Below are 17150 nucleotides of genomic sequence, written 5' to 3'. Positions count from 1 at the left end.
ACACCGAATGTTCTGTTTTTGAACCAACGTAAAGCGTATACCATTAGATAAAAAACCAAAATTGTGTCAGGAATATTTACACGTATATTTTTTGGCTATATGATAGGACACAACTTCAAAGAGAAGAGGGGATTCAGATGCAGCTCACCCAAAATCAACAGGCAGCGGCCCAAAAGGACAGCCGTTCCATGCTTCTAATCGATGATGTCGGCAAAATCTACCCCAATGGCACTGTAGCTGTGCAGCATGCGAATCTGCATGTGGGGGAAGGAGAATTTCTATGTTTTGTCGGTCCTTCCGGTTGCGGGAAATCTACCATTTTCAATATGATTGCCGGTTTGACGGAACCGACCTCCGGTCATCTGACCGTGCTGGGTACTTCCCCAAAGGAAGCACGCAAACAGAATGAAATTGCCTTTGTATTTCAGGAGCATACCCTGCTCCCGTGGGCCAAGCTGATTGATAATGTCACCATGCCTCTTACTTTGCGTGGCGTATCCAAAAAGGAGCGAATTACCGAAGGGGAGCGGGTTCTAGAGCTGGTAGGCCTGAAGGATTATATGAAGGTGCTGCCCCGTGAGTTGTCAGGCGGAATGAAGATGAGAGTATCAATTGCACGAGCGTTGATATCTCGTCCCAAGCTGCTGTTAATGGACGAACCGTTTGGTGCCCTTGATGAAATTACCAGGCAGACGCTGCAAAATGAACTGCTAAATATTTGGGAACAGGACAAGAAGATGTCGGTTCTGTTCATTACGCATAACGTATTCGAAAGTGTGTTTCTATCGACAAAAGTCGTGGTGATGACACCTCGTCCCGGTAAAATTTCGGATTTCATTGATATTCCGTTTGCTTATCCGAGGGATGATGAATTCCGGACCCAGCCTGAATTCGGTGAATATGTACGCAGCGTGTCCAATGTACTGAATCATTGATAGCCAGAAATGAGAGGAGAGGGAAGCAGCATGGAAGAGATGGTAGCTAATCCAGCCGTTGAAACGACACCAGGTATCCGAGCTTCTGGGAAGGACAATACCCGCAGCCATCATCCGGCAGAAGAGAGCCCAGTCACTGGATTGCTGAAAAAAATTCTGCCGCCAATCGTCGTATTTGTCCTGTTTATCGGCGGATGGGAATTAATCGTGCGGATACTCGGAATGCCCCCATATATCTTGCCCAAGCCATCCGATATTGCCGCAGCCGCTGCTGAGAACAGCGTAAATTTGATTACGTCCGTAAGCACAACCATTGTTGAGGCGTTGATCGGTTTTACGATCAGTGTAGTGCTCGGTATTTCATTGGCCATTCTGCTGGCCCTGTCCAAAACGGTAGAAAAAAGCGTATATCCCTACGCTATTATCCTACAGACTATTCCGGTCGTTGCGGTAGCGCCAATCATAGTGATCTGGTTCGGAGCGGGAATAAATGCCATTGTGATCATTTCATTCTTAATCAGCTTTTTCCCGATTTTATCGAATACGCTGATCGGATTGAACTCAACGGATCAGAACATGAAGAATTTATTCTATTTGTATAATGCAAGCAAGCTGCAAACCATTTGGAGGCTAAGATTTCCTGCGGCACTCCCGTACATTATGGCAGGACTGAAAATTTCGTGCTCCAGTTCGGTTGTCGGAGCGATCGTGGGTGAATACATTGCTGGCATTGGTGGCGGACAAGGCGGACTCGGTTACGGGATTACCGTTGCGGCAACCCGCCTGCAAACTCCTTATCTGTTCGCCTGCGGTTTAGCGGCATCCGCCCTAGGAATCGCATTTTTCCTAATCATCAACATGGTGTCGAACAAACTTTTGAAGTCCTGGCATGAATCAGCAATGAAATGATACCAGAACCGGGGGAGAGATCCAACATGTCCAAACATCATATGAACTTTCGTTACAAGAAATGGCTGCTGTCGGCTGCTTCTTTGATCCTACTGCTTCTGAGCGCATGCTCCAATTCCTCCGCTCTACAATCCGCCGCCCCGGCGGGAGGGGAAGCCGGAACAGATTTGAAGCAGGTGAAACTGATCGAGGGCTGGTACGCCAAAGGGGAAGATGGAGGCTATTTTGCGGCATTGCAGCAGAACTTTTATAAGGACAAGGGGATCGACATGACGATTCAGCCAGGAGGCCCCGAGGTGTCAACCATGCAGCTTGTCGCTGCAGGCAAAGCTGAATTCGGTATATCTTACGCGGATGAAATTTTGAAGGCGCGGGAACAGGGAATCCCTGTTGTCGGTATCCTTGCCGGTTTTCAAAGCACACCGCAGGTTCTGATGTACCACAAGGGGGAGAACATTCAGGATTTCACAGACCTGAACGGCAAAACCGTATACATCGGTACAGCGGTGCCTTACTGGGAATATATCAAGAGCCAATACAATCTGACAGATGTAAAAGAAATGAAGTATAACGGGCAGCTGGTCAATTTTATCAATGACCCGAGTTCGCTCAATCAGGGTTACATCACGAATGAGCCTTACGCACTTTCTCAGCAGGGGGTTGAGGTGGACTATCTGAAAATCGCCGATTCCGGTTACGCGAACTATGCAGACGTTCTTTTCACGACGGAAGATTATCTTAAAGAGCACCCTGATGTCGTTGAAGCTGTGGTGCAGGCAAGTCAGAAAGGTTGGAGCTATTATCTAGACAACTATGAAAAGGTAAACCCGTTTATTCAAACCTACAATCCCGATATGACGGTAGAAGCAATGAATTATGAAGCAGTGCAGGAAAAACCCTTTATTCTTAACAAGGAATCTGAGGCAAATGGTATTGGTTACATGACAAAGGAACGCTGGAGCACCCTGCAGGATCAGATGATCAAGGGCGGAGGATTAACGAAGACACTAGATGTTACCCAGGCGTTTACAACGGAGTATCTAATGAAGCCATAAACCTGAACCAAAAGTATTTGAAGCTTCAAATCAGAAATTTCAGAAAAAATGAGGGGACTTAATATGTTCAAACTTGGAAATCGAAAGAGCTATTGGCAAGTGTCCGAAACGCTGGTTGATCTAAGGCGAACGCAAAAGTACGGCAAGTCAGTAACCCTCCCTGCACAGCCGCAGGAAGTCATATTTGATCTCGAGCATACGGCAGTTATTGTCATCGATATGCAGAATGATTTCTGTACACCGGGTGGATGGCTGGATTCCATTGGGGTCGATACCTCTCCGCTCCTTAACCCGGTCAGCCGGCTTAACCGACTGATGCCCGAGCTGCGCAAAGCGGGAGTGCCTGTGATATGGGTGAACTGGGGCAATCGGGAAGACCGAATGAACGTGCCGCCATCCGTGCTTCATGTATACAATTCGGATGGGCGGGGCAACGGCATCGGGGACCCGCTGCCGGGGAACGGCTCCAAGGTGCTGGAAAAAGGCAGTTGGGGAACGGCAATTGTCGATGGTCTGGATTCGTCCCCCGATGATATCTATGTGGATAAATATCGCATGAGCGGGTTTTGGGATACACCACTGGACAGTATTCTACGCAATCTTAATATTCAAACGGTGTTGTTTGCCGGGGTAAATCTCGATCAGTGTGTCATGCATACACTGCAGGACGCGGCTTGTCTCGGATATGACGGCATACTTCTGGAGGATTGCTCGGCAACAAGCTCCCCGGATTTCTGCATAGAAGCGACATTGTACAATATCAAGCAATGTTATGGCTTCGTTGCGGATTCCACTTGGTTGGTAGAAGAGCTGAACGGGGCAGCGACCCCTATAGAGAGAAACAACTCGGAAGAGCTGGCATCGCTAGAAGGCTGAACGGAAGGATGGGATGACGCAATGAAGGACCAATGGAACGCCGTTGTCAACCAGGTAAACGTTGAACCGACAGGAAAGGGTAAGCTGAACGGACTCAGCTTTATGGTCAAGGATGTGTTTGCCGTCCGTGGCAATACAAATGGCGCGGGTAATCCACGTTGGCTCCAGACGCATGGGCCCGAGGCGGAACACGCGGAAACGCTCAACCTGCTATTGCAGCAAGGAGCTCGACTAACGGGGATGACGCATACGGATGAGCTGATGTTCAGCTTGAATGGTGAAAATGTTCATTATGGAACTCCAGTGAATCCAAGGGCTCCCGATCGTATCCCTGGCGGTTCATCGAGCGGATCGGCGGTTGCTGTCGCCGCTGGGCTTGCTGACTTCTCCCTTGGAACAGATACGGGAGGATCGGTGCGTGTGCCATCTTCGTACTGTGGAATTTATGGAATGCGTCCATCGCATGGCATTGTCTCCACGAAAAGCGTTATTCCACTTGCTCCCAGCTTCGACACTGTCGGCTGGATGGCACGTGATCTCGAGACGCTGTGCCGGGTAGGAGAAGTGCTTTTGCCGCAGACAGACTCGGGTACAGGCTTCAGCCGGGTGCTCATCGGTGAGGATGCGTGGGAGCTTGCTGACACTGAGAGCAAAGAGGCGCTTGCCCCTTACCTGAAGCTGCTGTGCAGCATGGCTGCGAGCCATGAAACGGTTCGCATCGCCCCGCAGGGTCTACCTGAATGGATGACCATGTTCAGGACGATCCAGGGCTATGAAATATGGCAGGAGCACGGGGCGTGGATTGAACGTGAGCAGCCGACCTTCGGGCCAGATACGGCCGGGCGATTCTCCTGGGCAAGCACTGTTGAACGTGCCGATCAGGAGAAGGCAGCCAAACGCCGAGTCGAGGTGTGCAAGCACATGACTGACCTGCTCAGAACGGATACGGTGCTTGTGATTCCGACGACGACTGGAGCGGCCCCGAAGCTGGGCTTGGGCGGGCCTTTAATTGAAGAACGAAGAGTGAAAACGATGCGTTTAACCTGCATTTCCGGCTTGTCGGGTCTGCCGCAGCTTACGATTCCCGCTGCGGAGGCACTGGGCCGCCCGGTCGGTATTTCGATCATTGCAGGTCCGGGACAGGATCAACGTCTGCTGGAATGGGCCACATCCGTTCTTTCAGTAGTAAATTCAGAAGTAAAGGGATAAGAGCATCATTCGATATATGGACATGAAGCTACGCGTAAAAACAATAAAATCGCAGGAGAAAGGGTGTCAGTTATGTTTCAACGATATGAAGGAACAGCGTGGGAGGAACGATTTTTGCCCCGTCTGACAAGCAAACAGGTCAAAGAACTGCCGAAGGATAAGGCGCTGGTTATTCTCCCAGTCGGAGCTGTGGAGCAGCATGGCCCCCATCTGCCCGTATATACGGACACTTTGATTGGGGAAGCGACCTTATCCCAAACGCTGGAGCGGGTGCGGGCGGATAAGGAGATCTGGCTGCTGCCTCCGGTTTCGTATGGCAAAAGCAATGAACATATCGGACTTCCGGGCACCATTTCCTTATCTGCGAGCACACTGCATGCCATCATGCTGGACATTGCAGAAAGTCTGAAGGCCAGTGGTTTTCGCAAGTTACTGTTGTTTAATACCCATGGCGGCAACGTGGATTTGCTAAATACGGTATCCCGAGAAATACGGATCAGAACGGGGATGATGGTTTTCTATCTCAGTCCCAGCAGTCTGAATGTGGCAGAGGATCTCCTGTCTTCCGAGGAGCTGGAATACGGTATTCATGGTGGCGATTATGAGACCTCTCTCGTGATGTCCATTAAACCGGACTGGGTGAAGAAGGAGTTCCTTGTCAAAGAGCTTCCTGATATGTCCTCTTACCGCTTTCTTACATTAGAAGGGAAAATTCGTTTTGCCTGGAAGATGGCTGATATCTCCGCTACCGGTATTGCTGGTGATGCTACGACGGCCACGCCGGAGAAAGGCAGCATTATTCAGGAACGAATCTCAACGATTTTGTCAGAGGCGCTGGAGGAACTGTGTGATTTTGAAATCACCGATGTCCGGGGGACTGAACCGGTTCAACAGCCAGCAGGAAGTACCCCGTGAAGCTCGTCAGTCTGAAACACGGCGATGGTGAACAAGCAGCGATTGGACATGCGGAACGATTCTTTCTTCTAGAGGAGATCAACAGGGCGGAAGGAAGCTCATGGCGCACCTCCGTTATGGAGATCTTGCAGCAAAGCCAGCTAGAGGAGCTTGTCCAGTGGTATCAGAAGCACGGGGACAGAACAGTTTCATCTATCCCTTTCATACCTTCAGAAGAAGCTATACCTGCTCCGCTCTTCCGCCACCCTCGTAAAATATGGGGAATTGGCATGAATTATGTGCAAAAAGCGATCGACCTCGCATCCACTCCTCCAGATCGTGAGCCGGTCTGCTTCATGAAGCCGGACTCCAGCCTGATCGGGCCGGAAGAGTGTATCCAGCTGAACGCTCAGGATGTGAATGTGACATCAGAAGCAGAGCTTGGCATTATCATCGGCCGAACCTGCAAAAATGTGCCGGAAGAACGTGCGCAGGAGGTCATTGCCGGTTTTGCCGCAACGCTGGATATGACTAACCAGGACATTCACGCACGGAACCCCAGATTCCTGCAGCGATCCAAGGTATTCGATACATTTTTCAGTCTCGGACCACAACTAATAACACCTGACGAAATAGGCGATCTGCAGAACCTCATCGTTGAAACGGTGTTGAATGATGAGGTTATTCATAGCAATACGGTGTCTCACATGATGTATCATCCATGGTTCATTGTCTCGTATTTTTCACAGATGATGACTCTTCATCCGGGAGATGTGATCATGACGGGCACACCCGGATCCGTCCGAATTCAGCAAGGAGATGTCGCCGAGTGTAGAATCAGTGGCTTTATGACGCTTCGAAATCCGGTAGCAGTAGTAGAGTAAATCATCCGTAATTTTCCTTGGGGAGTGGTAATGAGATGAACAAGTACAGACAAAAGGGAACTGTCGTTTTACTTGCAGCAATATTTTCCTTATCCACATTACTGGCGGCTTGCGGGAATCAGCCAACTGCTGAGAATGCCTCTGCTACGGGGGGAAGCGAGGAACTGACGGCAATTACACAGGTGACGAACTGGTTTGCACAAGCAGAGCACGGGGGTCTGTATGCGGCAAAGGAGCAAGGATATTACAATGAGGCTGGTCTCGATATGACCATCCAGGCAGGTGGGCCGCAGGTGTCTCCAACACAGATCGTGGCTTCAGGCAAGGCGCAGTTCGGACTGGCTACAGCGGATCAATTGCTGGTCGCTCGTGAAGAAGGAATCCCTCTTGTAGCAATTGCGACGATATTCCAGAAAAGCCCGCAGGGACTTATGGTTCATGCCAATCAGAACATGTCCTCCCTGGCCGATTTGAACAACCGCTCCGTATACGTGGGGACGGGCTCGGTGTTTTGGGACTTTGTGAAGAGTAAATACCAATTGGGTAACGTGAAGGAATTGGCTTATACCGGTTCTCTGGCTCCTTTTGTAGCCGATGAAACGGTTGCCATTCAGGGATATGTAACCAGTGAGCCGTACGAGATGAAGCAGCAGAATGTGGATATTAATTTCCTGCTACTGGCAGACGCCGGTTATAACCCGTATTCCAATGTGCTGTTCACAACGGAGCAGTATATTCAGGATCATCCTGATATTGTGCGCGGTTATGTCGAGGCTTCGATGAAGGGCTGGGATTATTACAAGACCAATTATGATACCGTGAATGACGTCATTTTAAAGGAAAACCCTGATTTTACGAAAGAAAAGCTGAACTATGCCTCAGAAGCGCTTATCCCGTTTGTATACGAAGGTGATGCGGCGACACATGGCGTTGGCTACATGACAGAGGAACGCTGGACGGAGCTCGGAAAGCAGCTTAAGGAGATTGGGGCATTGAAAGAGGAGCCTGATGTCAGCAAGGTGTTTACGGATGAATTCTTGCCGAAATCCTAAGAGATTCCTATGGAGATCAGTTTTACAAATACGGGAGGGGAACCGAATGAATGAACATTGGATAGCCGTATTGAAAGAACGCATGGATCCGGAATTGCTGCAGTGGGAGGAGGCGGCGCTTGCCAAATATTCGATGGATTATCATCACTTCTCTCCTGTGCTGGCCAGTCAGCTGCAGGGTAAGGTCGCCGAGTGCATCGCCAGTCCGCGCACCGAGGAAGAACTTGACGATCTGCTCTCCATAGCAGCAGAGCTGGGAGTTCCGCTAACCATCAGGGGGAACGGCACCGGCAACTATGGCCAATGTGTTCCGGTCACAGGCGGAATCGTCCTGAATCTGGCCAAATACAACAAGGTGCTCGAAATGGGAGAAGGCACGATGCGGATCCAGGCCGGGGCTAGACTCGGCAAAATGGAATCTACTGCCCGCAAGGCAGGTTACGAGCTGCGTACGATGCCTTCCACTTTTCAATCCGCGACGATCGGCGGGTTTTTATGCGGCGGTTTTGGCGGCATCGGTTCGATCAGCTGGGGGACGATCTGGGATGGGCTGGTACGTTCGCTAAAAATCAAGACCGTTGAGGTTCATCCCCGTACCATTGAGCTCCAAGGGGACGAGGTGCTGCCTTACCTGCATACTTACGGTACAATCGGCATTTTGTCCGAAGTGGAAATCAATCTGGCTCCCCGAGTGGAATGGATGCAGTGGGCCGTAACCTTTGACGGTTTTGAACAGGCTTTTCGCTTTGGACAGTCGGTTGCTGAGGACACTTCCTTGGTGAAACGGCTAATCTCCATCCATGAATGGCCGGTACCATCCTATTTTCTTCCGCTTGATCTCCCCGCTGACCGTGCTGTCGCATTACTGGAAGTGGATACGGCCAACGAATCCCAGCTTGAACGTATCCTATCGGAGTATGGAGGTCACTTGGCTATGAAGGTCTCTGCCGAACAGTATCACAAAGGTGTAGGTGTCTCCGATTTCACATGGAATCATACGACTTTGTGGGCGCGCAAGGCAGACCCCGGCTTAACCTATCTGCAGCTGAATTTTGATTCATCCTGTGCCCTTGAGCAAATCTCCTCTATGAAAAAGGAATATCCAGAAGTGATGAATCACATCGAGTTTGCCCGCCAAAACGGAAATTTGCTGATCTCTGGCCTGCCGTTGGTTCCGTTCACAACGGAGGAAAACCTGAATCAGCTAATGGAACGTTACGAGGAAAACCGGGTTAGAGTAAATAATCCGCACACTTGGGATTTGAAGGAGGGCGGGCGATCCTACGCGCATGATCGTTTGTGGGAAATTAAACATCACAACGACCCTAAGGGCATTTTGAATCAGGAAAAATTAAAGCGTTCGGCTGTTAGCGGTGTCTGATCAACGGATGATGGAAGAATGGCGCAACCTGCAGCAGTTAACGTGCCATGCGGATTTTAATAGTCAATCCGTATCTACAGCAAAGGAGCGAGTTGCATGAAATTTGGAAATGTGGTCATCCGGCGAAAGGTCCCTTGCACAATGCGCGACGGTATAACGTTGTATTCAGATATATACCTGCCGGACGAGACAGGAGAATATCCTGTGCTGCTGATGCGCCAGCCCTACGGAAGGTCGATTGCTTCTACCGTTACGCATGCCCACCCCGTCTGGTATGCAAGTAAGGGATATATCGTTGTAATCCAGGACGTCAGGGGGCGGGGTGAGTCGGAAGGCGAATTTAATCCGTTTGTTCAAGAAGCAGAGGACGGATTTGATACCATCAAGTGGGCAGCCGGTCTGTCCGGCTCGACCGGGAAAGTAGGCATGTACGGTTTCTCTTATCAAGGTCTAACACAATGGGCAGCAGCTTCCCTTCACCCCCCTGCGCTCCAGGCGATTGCACCGAGCATGTGTCCGGCAGACATGTATCATGGCTTATTTTACCCGCATGGTTCGTTCGCACTTGGCAACCATCTGCCGTGGGCTTTCCAGCTGGCTCGTGACACGGCACAAAGAGCGGGTGACTTCGAAACGGCAGAGCAATGCTCACGACTCATGCGCAGCCCCGATGAGATGCTTTGGAAAATGCCATTGAATGAAAGACATCCGATTCTGGAGCAATACTTTCCCGCATTTTATGATTGGATCGATCATCAAGCGTACGATGAGTACTGGGAGCAGATGAACTGGATCAACGATATCGTAAAGGAACCCGTGCCGGCGCTTCATATTGGGGGATGGTATGACGGTTTCCTCATGGGCACGTTACAGTCGTTCGAAGCTCTGCAAGCTACGGCCACGCCGGATTGCTTTCATCGGCTCATTGTTGGCCCGTGGGCCCACATTCCATGGGGGCGCAGAGCGGGCGGAATCGATCATGGCGAGCAGGCGGATGGTGGTCATCATCTGGAGCAGCTGCGCTGGTTTGATTATTGGCTGAAGGGCAAGGAAGACATGGAACTGCTTGGTGAACTGCCGATCCGATATTTTGACCAATTGAGTCATGAATGGCATACGGCGGAACAGCTGCCTTCTCTATTTGAGGATGGGGCTTCTCCGTCCGAATGGTTTTATCTGTCCGGGTCACAGACCCCGGCGAATGGTGCGGCAGGTGGGGGGAGACTCGAAAAGCATAAGGAAGATGTGGAGGAGGCTGTGCCGGATGTATTCGTGTACGACTCACGTCTGCCGATGCGTCTGGACTCTTACCTGCCGTCCGACCGAGCTGCCATTCAGGAACGGCAAGAGATTCTGGTATATACGGGAGGACCGCTTGCAGAGGATATCCCGATTTTTGGGTCCCCGGAGTTATCCGTGCAGTACCAAACATTGGGAGGTCCGACGGATCTGGTGGCCATCCTCACCACCGTATCCGAGAAAGGGACGGCCCGGCTACTGAGTGTGGGTCGCACGGAAATCTGCAGTGAAGGAGCAGATGCTTCCAATGAATGGAGAACAGCGCAGATCCGGCTGCGTCCCTTGGCGGCCACCCTTCCGGCTGGCTCGTATGTCCGGCTTGAGTTGACAGGCAGTGCCTTCCCGTTATTCGCCCGGCATCCGAATGGTGTTAGGGACGAGACGAACAGCACGGGAACAGGTGGGTTGAAGATTGCCACCACGGCTGTTCGCAGTACAGAACAGGACATATCCTGTTTGAGGCTGCCGGTAAAAAGATAAAAAGCGAAGCATAAATTAAAATCAATCAAAGTGAGGTTGAATGTATATGGTGAACATTCCAGGTCTGGTTGCTGGTAACTTTGAGAATTGTCCCGTCCACAAAATTTCCGCACAGGATACGAATAAGTTCATCCTGCTGTGCGACAGGGAGCAGGTTCCTTTCACTTCATTTGTGGAGATCTTCGAGGTTGGAGGCAGAACTCCATCCAATGAACACAGGGAGGCTTATGAATATTTTTATGTGTTAAAAGGGGAGGGGCTAGCCAAAGTTGGCAACGAGTATGAGACTCCGATCCGCCAAGGCTCATTCATTATCATCCCACCGGGCAACCATCACGATATTATTAACACGGGCAGCACACGTCTGTATTGTCTGACGACCATGGTGCCGGACGAGATGTTCTCGGATATGATCAAAGCGGGTCCAGCCACCGAGCTTGACGAGGAGGATCTGGCGGTGCTTCAGGCGCTGGCTACCGCACAATGAGTGCTGGGCTGCGTTTCATTAATGTACGCCTTCCGCACCGGGAAGACCTCTGTCTTTATGAACTAAAGGCGGAGGTTGGAAAATGGGTTAGTATCCGTCGGCAAGATCGTTTCCTTGATGCACGGGAAAGCGGTGCTTCCCGTCTGATGGTCCCGCATCAGGCCGGTTCGGATCTGAAACGGTTGGCAGACGCGGATTGCATCGATCTGCAGGGCGGCATGATGCTTCCTGGCCTGGTTGACTGTCATATGCATCTGGATAAGGCCTTTTCGCTCTCGCAGGTGTCGAACCGATCCGGCACACTTCATGAAGCCATTCTTAATTACAGCCAGGCTGTACAGACATTCAGCAAGGAGCAGCTAGCGGAACGCATGCTGACTGCCGCCAGAATGGCACTGAGCTACGGGACCACGACCATAAGGAGCCACCTTGACTTCCCTGTTCATTTGGGGAGAGAGGTGGCCTTTCGGACGATCGAGGCAGCCTTGGAAGTACGGGAGAAGTTGAAGGGCCGTATGGCTATCCAATATGCGCTCATGGTTCCGTTCCGAGGCAATCATGAAGCTGCGGATGAGGCAATCGAGGAAGCAGTGCGGATGGGAATTGATGTACTGGGTGGAGCCCCTCATCTCGCAGACGACCCTGAACGGGAGATTAGCAGGATTTTTCGGTTAGCGGAACGTTTCGGCGTACCCATTGATCTGCATGCAGATGAAAGTGATCATCCCGGAAAAAAAACCGTGCTGAGCATCGCAGAGCATACGATTCGCTACGGTTATCAGGGCAGAGTGACGGCAGATCATCTGTGCTCGTTGTCCGCAATGACAGAAAAAGATGCACAGCATGTGATGGCGAAGATGAAGGAAGCCGGTCTGAACGCGGTAACGCTGCCTGCGGTGAACCTGTATCTTCAGGGACGGGAAGATCGCGGCCTGGTAAGACGGGGCACAACACGCATTAACGAGCTGCTTGCCGAAGGCATTCCGCTTGCTGCGGCCTCCGACAATATTCAAGACCCGTTCCATCCGTTCGGCCGCGGGGATCTGATACAGATCGCCCAAATCACATCGTATGCTGCCCATATGGGCAGTGAACGGGATTTAGTACAGCTGCTGCGGATGATCACGGATATACCTGCTGAAATCACGGGCTGCGACGAGTATGGAATAGAAGAAGGGCATGACTGCAACTTTGTTGTCACGGATGCTTCGGATGTCACGCAGCTGCTATCAGGTACAAAAATGAGTCGCTGGGTGTATGCCTCCGGCAGATGGCAGTCTGCTCTGCATACAGCTCAGACATTCGCGTCTGAATTGGTAACATGATTAGACAACAAACAGGAGTTACCGTCAGTTGAACATAAGAGAGAAAGAAGGTGGCAAGATGGTTCCACAAGTCACAGGCACACAGACGATGGTAGTCAGTCCTCATTCTTTAGCCAGCGCAGCAGGATCGCGTATTTTGCAGCAGGGAGGTAACGCCTTTGATGCCGCCGTGGCGGTGAGCGCCTGTCTTGCCGTCGTATACCCACATATGACGGGAATGGGAGGCGATTCTTTCTGGTTAACCTATAGCACCGAAGAGAGAAAAGTAAGGACATATAACGCGAGTGGACGTTCGGGAAGCCGGATTACCGCCAGCTGCTTTGCCGGCGAATCAGCCATCCCGCAGCGAGGACCCCGAAGCGTCATCACCGTGCCGGGGATGGTGGACGGCTGGGATGCTATATTACAGGAATATGGCTCGATGACGCTGGCAGAAGTGCTTGAGCCCGCGATCCGTTATGCGCTGGAAGGCTTCCCGCTATCGCCGGACCAGCATGTCAATACGGCCGAGCGTTTCGATGTGCTGGCTGCTTATCCACAGACAGCCGCCATCTATCTGCCTGGAGGCAAGGTCCCGGAGCAAGGCAGCCGCTTTGTGCAGTCTGCTTTGGGAAGCAGCCTGCTTCAGGTTGCGGACCAGGGTCGAGACGTATTTTATTCAGGCAGTGTGGGTCAGGAGATTGTTCGCTCCCTCAAGGAGCAGGGCGGTCTGCTGACACTGGAGGACTTTGCGAGACACCGAGGTGAATGGGTGGAGCCGATCAAAGGGAGCTACCGAGGGCTTGATCTCTATCAGGTCCCGCCGAATTCACAGGGCTTTACCGGTATAATGGCGCTTCAAATTCTAGAGCAGTTTGATTTGGAGAGTATAGAGCATGGTTCCTATGAGTACTATCACTTGCTCGTGGAGGCGCTGAAGCTGAGCTTCCGTGACCGCGATCGTTATTTGACAGACCCACAATTTTCTTCCATTCCTCTGGACCGACTGCTATCCAAATCCTATGCCGCGAAGCTGGCGGCCTGCATCGATATGGAGCGAGCTCTGCCGATGAATACCCAGCCGGTAGGCCATGATACGGCATATGCGGCGGTAGTAGACAGCGAGGGTAATGCCGTTTCATTTATCCAAAGTCTCTATTTTGAGTTCGGCTCGGCCGTGGTTGGAGGAGACACCGGTATATTGCTGCAGAACAGAGGCTCGTTCTTCTCCCTTGATCCGTCGCATGTGAACAGGCTGGAACCGGACAAAAGAACCTTTCATACGCTGATGCCGGCGATGGCTTGCCGCGATGGGAAGCCGTATATCTTGTACGGTACTCAGGGAGGCGAAGGTCAACCGCAGACACAGACCGCGCTGCTGACCCGCATGGTGGATTATGGCATGACTCCCCAGACCGCTGTGCGTGAACCCCGCTGGGTGTGGGGAAGAACATGGGGAGAGGCGACGCAAGAATTGAGAGTGGAGGGACGGATCGCAGCAGAAGTGCAGCAGCGTTTACAGCTCGCCGGACACAAGGTACACACAGTTGAAGATTTTGCTAGAGTCATGGGACATGCGCATGCCATTATGATCGATGACAATGGTTTCCTGCTCGGGGGCACAGACCCCCGCTGTGACGGTGCGGCTATTGGATGGTAAACGAGAACCGGGGCGAAAGGTCTGGGAGTATACCGCGCAGGCTTTTATTATGGCTTTAGCCAGTTGAGTGCGTGAAACGCGCGAAACAAAAACCACCCGCTATGCGGGTGGAGGGATTGACCACTAAGACCATTCCGATAAACTTGAGATGTTCAGGCTGGGTGAAAGGAATGGTCTTTAATGGCAACCAAGAGCTACAGCCTAGCTCATACAAAGTGGATGTGCAAATACCACATTGTATTCACCCCGAAGTATAGACGGAAAGAGATTAATAATCAAGTGAGAAGAGATCTGATTGAAATTTTTAAACGCTTATGTAAGTACAAAGGTGTAGAGATCATAGAAGGTCATATGATACCGGATCATGTACACATATTGGTCGCGATCCCACCGAAAATTGCAGTCTCATCGTTCATGGGATATCTAAAAGGAAAAAGTTCGCTAATGATCTTTGAGAAGCATGCCCAGCTCAAATACAAATACGGGAATCGAAAATTTTGGGCAGAAGGATTTGATGTGAGTACGGTAGGTTTAAATGAAGCAACGGTAAGAAAGTACATTCGTGAACAAGAAGCACATGACCAAGCGGTAGATAAGTAGAGTGTAAATGTCGAGGGACAAGAACATATTCCTATTGAAGTCGCTAATTTAGCGGCTTTTTTGTTTTATCGGTACAAGTTCTTGTCCGAGAGCCTAGGAGGACATACAGGTGTATATTTCAAGAATTAATATTGAGAACTTTCGTATTTTAAAAGACCGAACAATATTGTTGAATTCAACGGGGGAATGAACGTGGTAATAGGACACAACAGTTCCGGTAAAATTTACTTCCATGTCAGATGTATAGGATACGGTAAAACGTTTAGCTCTCGTACTGCACAATTGTTGCTTAATAAGAGAATGAAAGAAAAATCGGTTGAGAGGAAACGTAGACCCGTAGAAAGTTAATTAGTCTGGAAAAAAATATATAGAAACATATATCAACCAGAATGTAGTACTAAGTAATTCATAGTTTGAAAGATCAAGTTAGATTGATCCTGAACTCTTTAATGAGAATGGTTATGACAACACACAATAAACAAAAAATAGAGAATCCCCATTCTTCAGGGATTCTCTATTTTGTTTTTCCCTTGTTGGGTCTGCATTCCAACGAGTGTATCGCAACTATAACCGGCTTTCTGAACTCGCTATCTGATTTGCCTAAAGGCGATCAAAGGGTAGTGCAGTATAACCCGGGCTAAATGCTTATGAATAAATTTTATTGAAGAAACAGATGCTTAAGCTTAGAAATTAAGCTTGTAGGAGGTCTGAAATGTCATTGAATGAATATGGGTTTGGGGCTGTACCGTCCCCGCCGGATGAAAGAGACATTTTATTTTCTGCTATTATTCGGGAATTCCCTGTGGAGTTAAATTTGGCTTCTATTCCTGAAAAATATGAGTCGCCTCATGTTACTCCGGTTAAAAGCCAGGGTAGTGAAGGAACCTGTGTTGGATTCGCCTGTGCTGTTGGCATGAAAGAGGCTCAAGAATCGAAGGAAGAAAATAAATACATTGAATTATCACCCCGATATCTGTATCAAAAATGCAAAGAGATTGATAACTTACCTAAAGAAGGGACTTACATTAGAACCGCAATGAAAGTTCTAACAGATCGTGGGGTATGCGAATGGCAATATTGGCCGTATATCGCGAATTCAGCTAACAATCCACACCCCAATGCTGATTCAAATGCTGCAGATAATAAAATTTTATCATATGCTAAGCTTGATTCACTAGATGCAATGAAAAACAGTATATTTAACAACGGACCATTTGTTATGGGTGTACCAGTCTATGACAATTGGACCGAAGCCAAGACAACTGGGATTATTCCTCTTCCAGGAGATTCGACGTACTGCAGTCATCATGCAATATGTATTGTTGGATATGATGATACTAATCAAAAGATGAAATTCAAAAATTCTTGGGGTGATTGGTGGGGAGACAAAGGTTTTGGTTACCTGAGTTACGAGTACATTAACCGTTATCTTAACCGAGAGAAAGGAATTGAAGCTTGGTGTGCATTAGACTTCGTTATTCGCTTATTCTTCGTAAATGATTCAGAACTTTCTGGTTGGATAGGTAAATTTAGTGGCACCGAAGACCAGTTGTTATTTTTTGATTCAAATAATGACTGGTGGCTTTGTTCAAAAACAGGAGACGGGAATGCGAAATGTAGTCCTATAGGAAATACAAATGGGTTTGGAGGAGCACCACGAGGTTGTCCAACCTGGATAGGGAAATTTTCTAACACTAATAACGATGAGATCTTATTTTATTTTCCAGGTGATGATAACTGGTGGCTCGGCTCTTACAATGGATCGGAATTAAAATGGAATCTTGCCGGTAACACTGTTGGTTTTGGACATGGGATCAACGATGGCCGGCCGTTCTGGGTAGGGGATTTCAATGGTGACGGAAGAGAAGATATTCTGTTTTATTTCCCAGGTGACGATAATTTGTGGCTTGGGGCATTTGAAGGTACGGAGCTAAAATGGCATTTCGTCGGTAACACCGCTGGTTTTGGTCATGGGATCAATGACGGTCGGCCGTTTTGGACGGGAAGGTTTTCTAATTCAACGATGGATGAGATCCTATTTTACTTCCCAGGTGATGATAACTGGTGGCTTGGCTCTTACAATGGATCAGAATTAAAGTGGAATCTTGCCGGTAACACTGTTGGC

General features: G+C 49.7%; 15 protein-coding genes. All 15 read left to right on the top strand.

Features of this window, described 5'->3' with window-relative positions; translation table 11 throughout:
* The first annotated feature begins 137 nt into the window (after positions 1–137).
* A complete protein-coding gene (locus ACFVQB_RS07150; RefSeq protein WP_379436113.1) occupies positions 138–935 on the top strand; it encodes an ABC transporter ATP-binding protein in 798 nt (265 codons plus the stop codon).
* A 30-nt stretch (positions 936–965) separates the two neighbouring features.
* Positions 966–1844: an ABC transporter permease gene (locus ACFVQB_RS07145; RefSeq protein ID WP_379436110.1), complete on the top strand. Its 879-nt coding sequence runs from the start codon at positions 966–968 to the stop codon at positions 1842–1844.
* 26 nt (positions 1845–1870) lie between these two features.
* Positions 1871–2899: an ABC transporter substrate-binding protein gene (locus tag ACFVQB_RS07140; protein WP_379436107.1), complete on the top strand. Its 1029-nt coding sequence runs from the start codon at positions 1871–1873 to the stop codon at positions 2897–2899.
* Positions 2900–2962: 63 nt separating this feature from the next.
* A complete protein-coding gene (locus ACFVQB_RS07135; RefSeq protein ID WP_379436105.1) occupies positions 2963–3775 on the top strand; it encodes a cysteine hydrolase family protein in 813 nt (270 codons plus the stop codon).
* A gap of 21 nt (positions 3776–3796) precedes the next feature.
* Positions 3797–4984, top strand: coding sequence for an amidase (locus ACFVQB_RS07130; RefSeq protein WP_379436103.1), 1188 nt, complete (start codon positions 3797–3799; stop codon positions 4982–4984).
* Between the two features lie 72 nt (positions 4985–5056).
* The gene (locus ACFVQB_RS07125) at positions 5057–5899 is read left to right on the top strand and encodes a creatininase family protein (RefSeq protein WP_379436101.1); all 843 of its coding nucleotides are present in this window, start codon (positions 5057–5059) and stop codon (positions 5897–5899) included.
* Complete coding sequence (locus ACFVQB_RS07120) at positions 5896–6762, top strand: fumarylacetoacetate hydrolase family protein (RefSeq protein WP_379436099.1); 867 nt, start codon at positions 5896–5898, stop codon at positions 6760–6762. Before ACFVQB_RS07125 ends, ACFVQB_RS07120 begins: the two co-directional genes overlap by 4 nt.
* Positions 6763–6797: 35 nt before the next feature.
* Positions 6798–7814, top strand: a complete 1017-nt coding sequence (locus ACFVQB_RS07115; protein ID WP_379436097.1) for an ABC transporter substrate-binding protein — start codon at positions 6798–6800, stop codon at positions 7812–7814.
* Between the two features lie 46 nt (positions 7815–7860).
* Entirely contained in the window at positions 7861–9195 is a 1335-nt protein-coding gene (locus ACFVQB_RS07110; protein WP_379436094.1) for an FAD-binding oxidoreductase, read from the top strand.
* Between the two features lie 96 nt (positions 9196–9291).
* Positions 9292–10974 (top strand): CocE/NonD family hydrolase, encoded by a 1683-nt coding sequence (locus ACFVQB_RS07105; protein WP_379436091.1) that lies wholly within the window; start codon positions 9292–9294, stop codon positions 10972–10974.
* Positions 10975–11020: 46 nt separating this feature from the next.
* Positions 11021–11461 carry a cupin domain-containing protein gene (locus ACFVQB_RS07100; protein ID WP_090898515.1) on the top strand — a complete coding sequence of 147 codons (441 nt, stop codon included), beginning with the start codon at positions 11021–11023 and terminating at the stop codon, positions 11459–11461.
* On the top strand, positions 11458–12786 hold the full coding sequence (locus ACFVQB_RS07095) for an amidohydrolase family protein (protein ID WP_379436088.1): 1329 nt from the start codon (positions 11458–11460) through the stop codon (positions 12784–12786). Before ACFVQB_RS07100 ends, ACFVQB_RS07095 begins: the two co-directional genes overlap by 4 nt.
* A gap of 58 nt (positions 12787–12844) precedes the next feature.
* Positions 12845–14425, top strand: coding sequence for a gamma-glutamyltransferase (gene ggt / locus ACFVQB_RS07090; protein ID WP_379436381.1), 1581 nt, complete (start codon positions 12845–12847; stop codon positions 14423–14425).
* A gap of 180 nt (positions 14426–14605) precedes the next feature.
* Positions 14606–15025, top strand: coding sequence for an IS200/IS605 family transposase (gene tnpA, locus ACFVQB_RS07085; RefSeq protein ID WP_379436085.1), 420 nt, complete (start codon positions 14606–14608; stop codon positions 15023–15025).
* Between the two features lie 712 nt (positions 15026–15737).
* The coding region (locus tag ACFVQB_RS07080; protein WP_379436082.1) for a C1 family peptidase at positions 15738–17150 on the top strand (1413 nt) is incomplete at its 3' end.

It is taken from the genome of Paenibacillus sp. NPDC057886 (assembly GCF_042796655.1).
GTDB lineage: Bacteria > Bacillota > Bacilli > Paenibacillales > Paenibacillaceae > Paenibacillus.
This window is presented reverse-complemented; position numbering and strand designations above follow the sequence as displayed.

Bases quoted from the DNA above. Each gene is read 5' to 3' on its own strand.
- ACFVQB_RS07150 (WP_379436113.1), top strand. From the start codon at position 138: ATGCAGCTCACCCAAAATCAACAGGCAGCGGCCCAAAAGGACAGCCGT.
- ACFVQB_RS07145 (WP_379436110.1), top strand. From the start codon at position 966: ATGGAAGAGATGGTAGCTAATCCAGCCGTTGAAACGACACCAGGTATC.
- ACFVQB_RS07140 (WP_379436107.1), top strand. From the start codon at position 1,871: ATGTCCAAACATCATATGAACTTTCGTTACAAGAAATGGCTGCTGTCG.
- ACFVQB_RS07135 (WP_379436105.1), top strand. From the start codon at position 2,963: ATGTTCAAACTTGGAAATCGAAAGAGCTATTGGCAAGTGTCCGAAACG.
- ACFVQB_RS07130 (WP_379436103.1), top strand. From the start codon at position 3,797: ATGAAGGACCAATGGAACGCCGTTGTCAACCAGGTAAACGTTGAACCG.
- ACFVQB_RS07125 (WP_379436101.1), top strand. From the start codon at position 5,057: ATGTTTCAACGATATGAAGGAACAGCGTGGGAGGAACGATTTTTGCCC.
- ACFVQB_RS07115 (WP_379436097.1), top strand. From the start codon at position 6,798: ATGAACAAGTACAGACAAAAGGGAACTGTCGTTTTACTTGCAGCAATA.
- ACFVQB_RS07110 (WP_379436094.1), top strand. From the start codon at position 7,861: ATGAATGAACATTGGATAGCCGTATTGAAAGAACGCATGGATCCGGAA.
- ACFVQB_RS07105 (WP_379436091.1), top strand. From the start codon at position 9,292: ATGAAATTTGGAAATGTGGTCATCCGGCGAAAGGTCCCTTGCACAATG.
- ACFVQB_RS07100 (WP_090898515.1), top strand. From the start codon at position 11,021: ATGGTGAACATTCCAGGTCTGGTTGCTGGTAACTTTGAGAATTGTCCC.
- ACFVQB_RS07095 (WP_379436088.1), top strand. From the start codon at position 11,458: ATGAGTGCTGGGCTGCGTTTCATTAATGTACGCCTTCCGCACCGGGAA.
- ggt (WP_379436381.1), top strand. From the start codon at position 12,845: ATGGTTCCACAAGTCACAGGCACACAGACGATGGTAGTCAGTCCTCAT.
- tnpA (WP_379436085.1), top strand. From the start codon at position 14,606: ATGGCAACCAAGAGCTACAGCCTAGCTCATACAAAGTGGATGTGCAAA.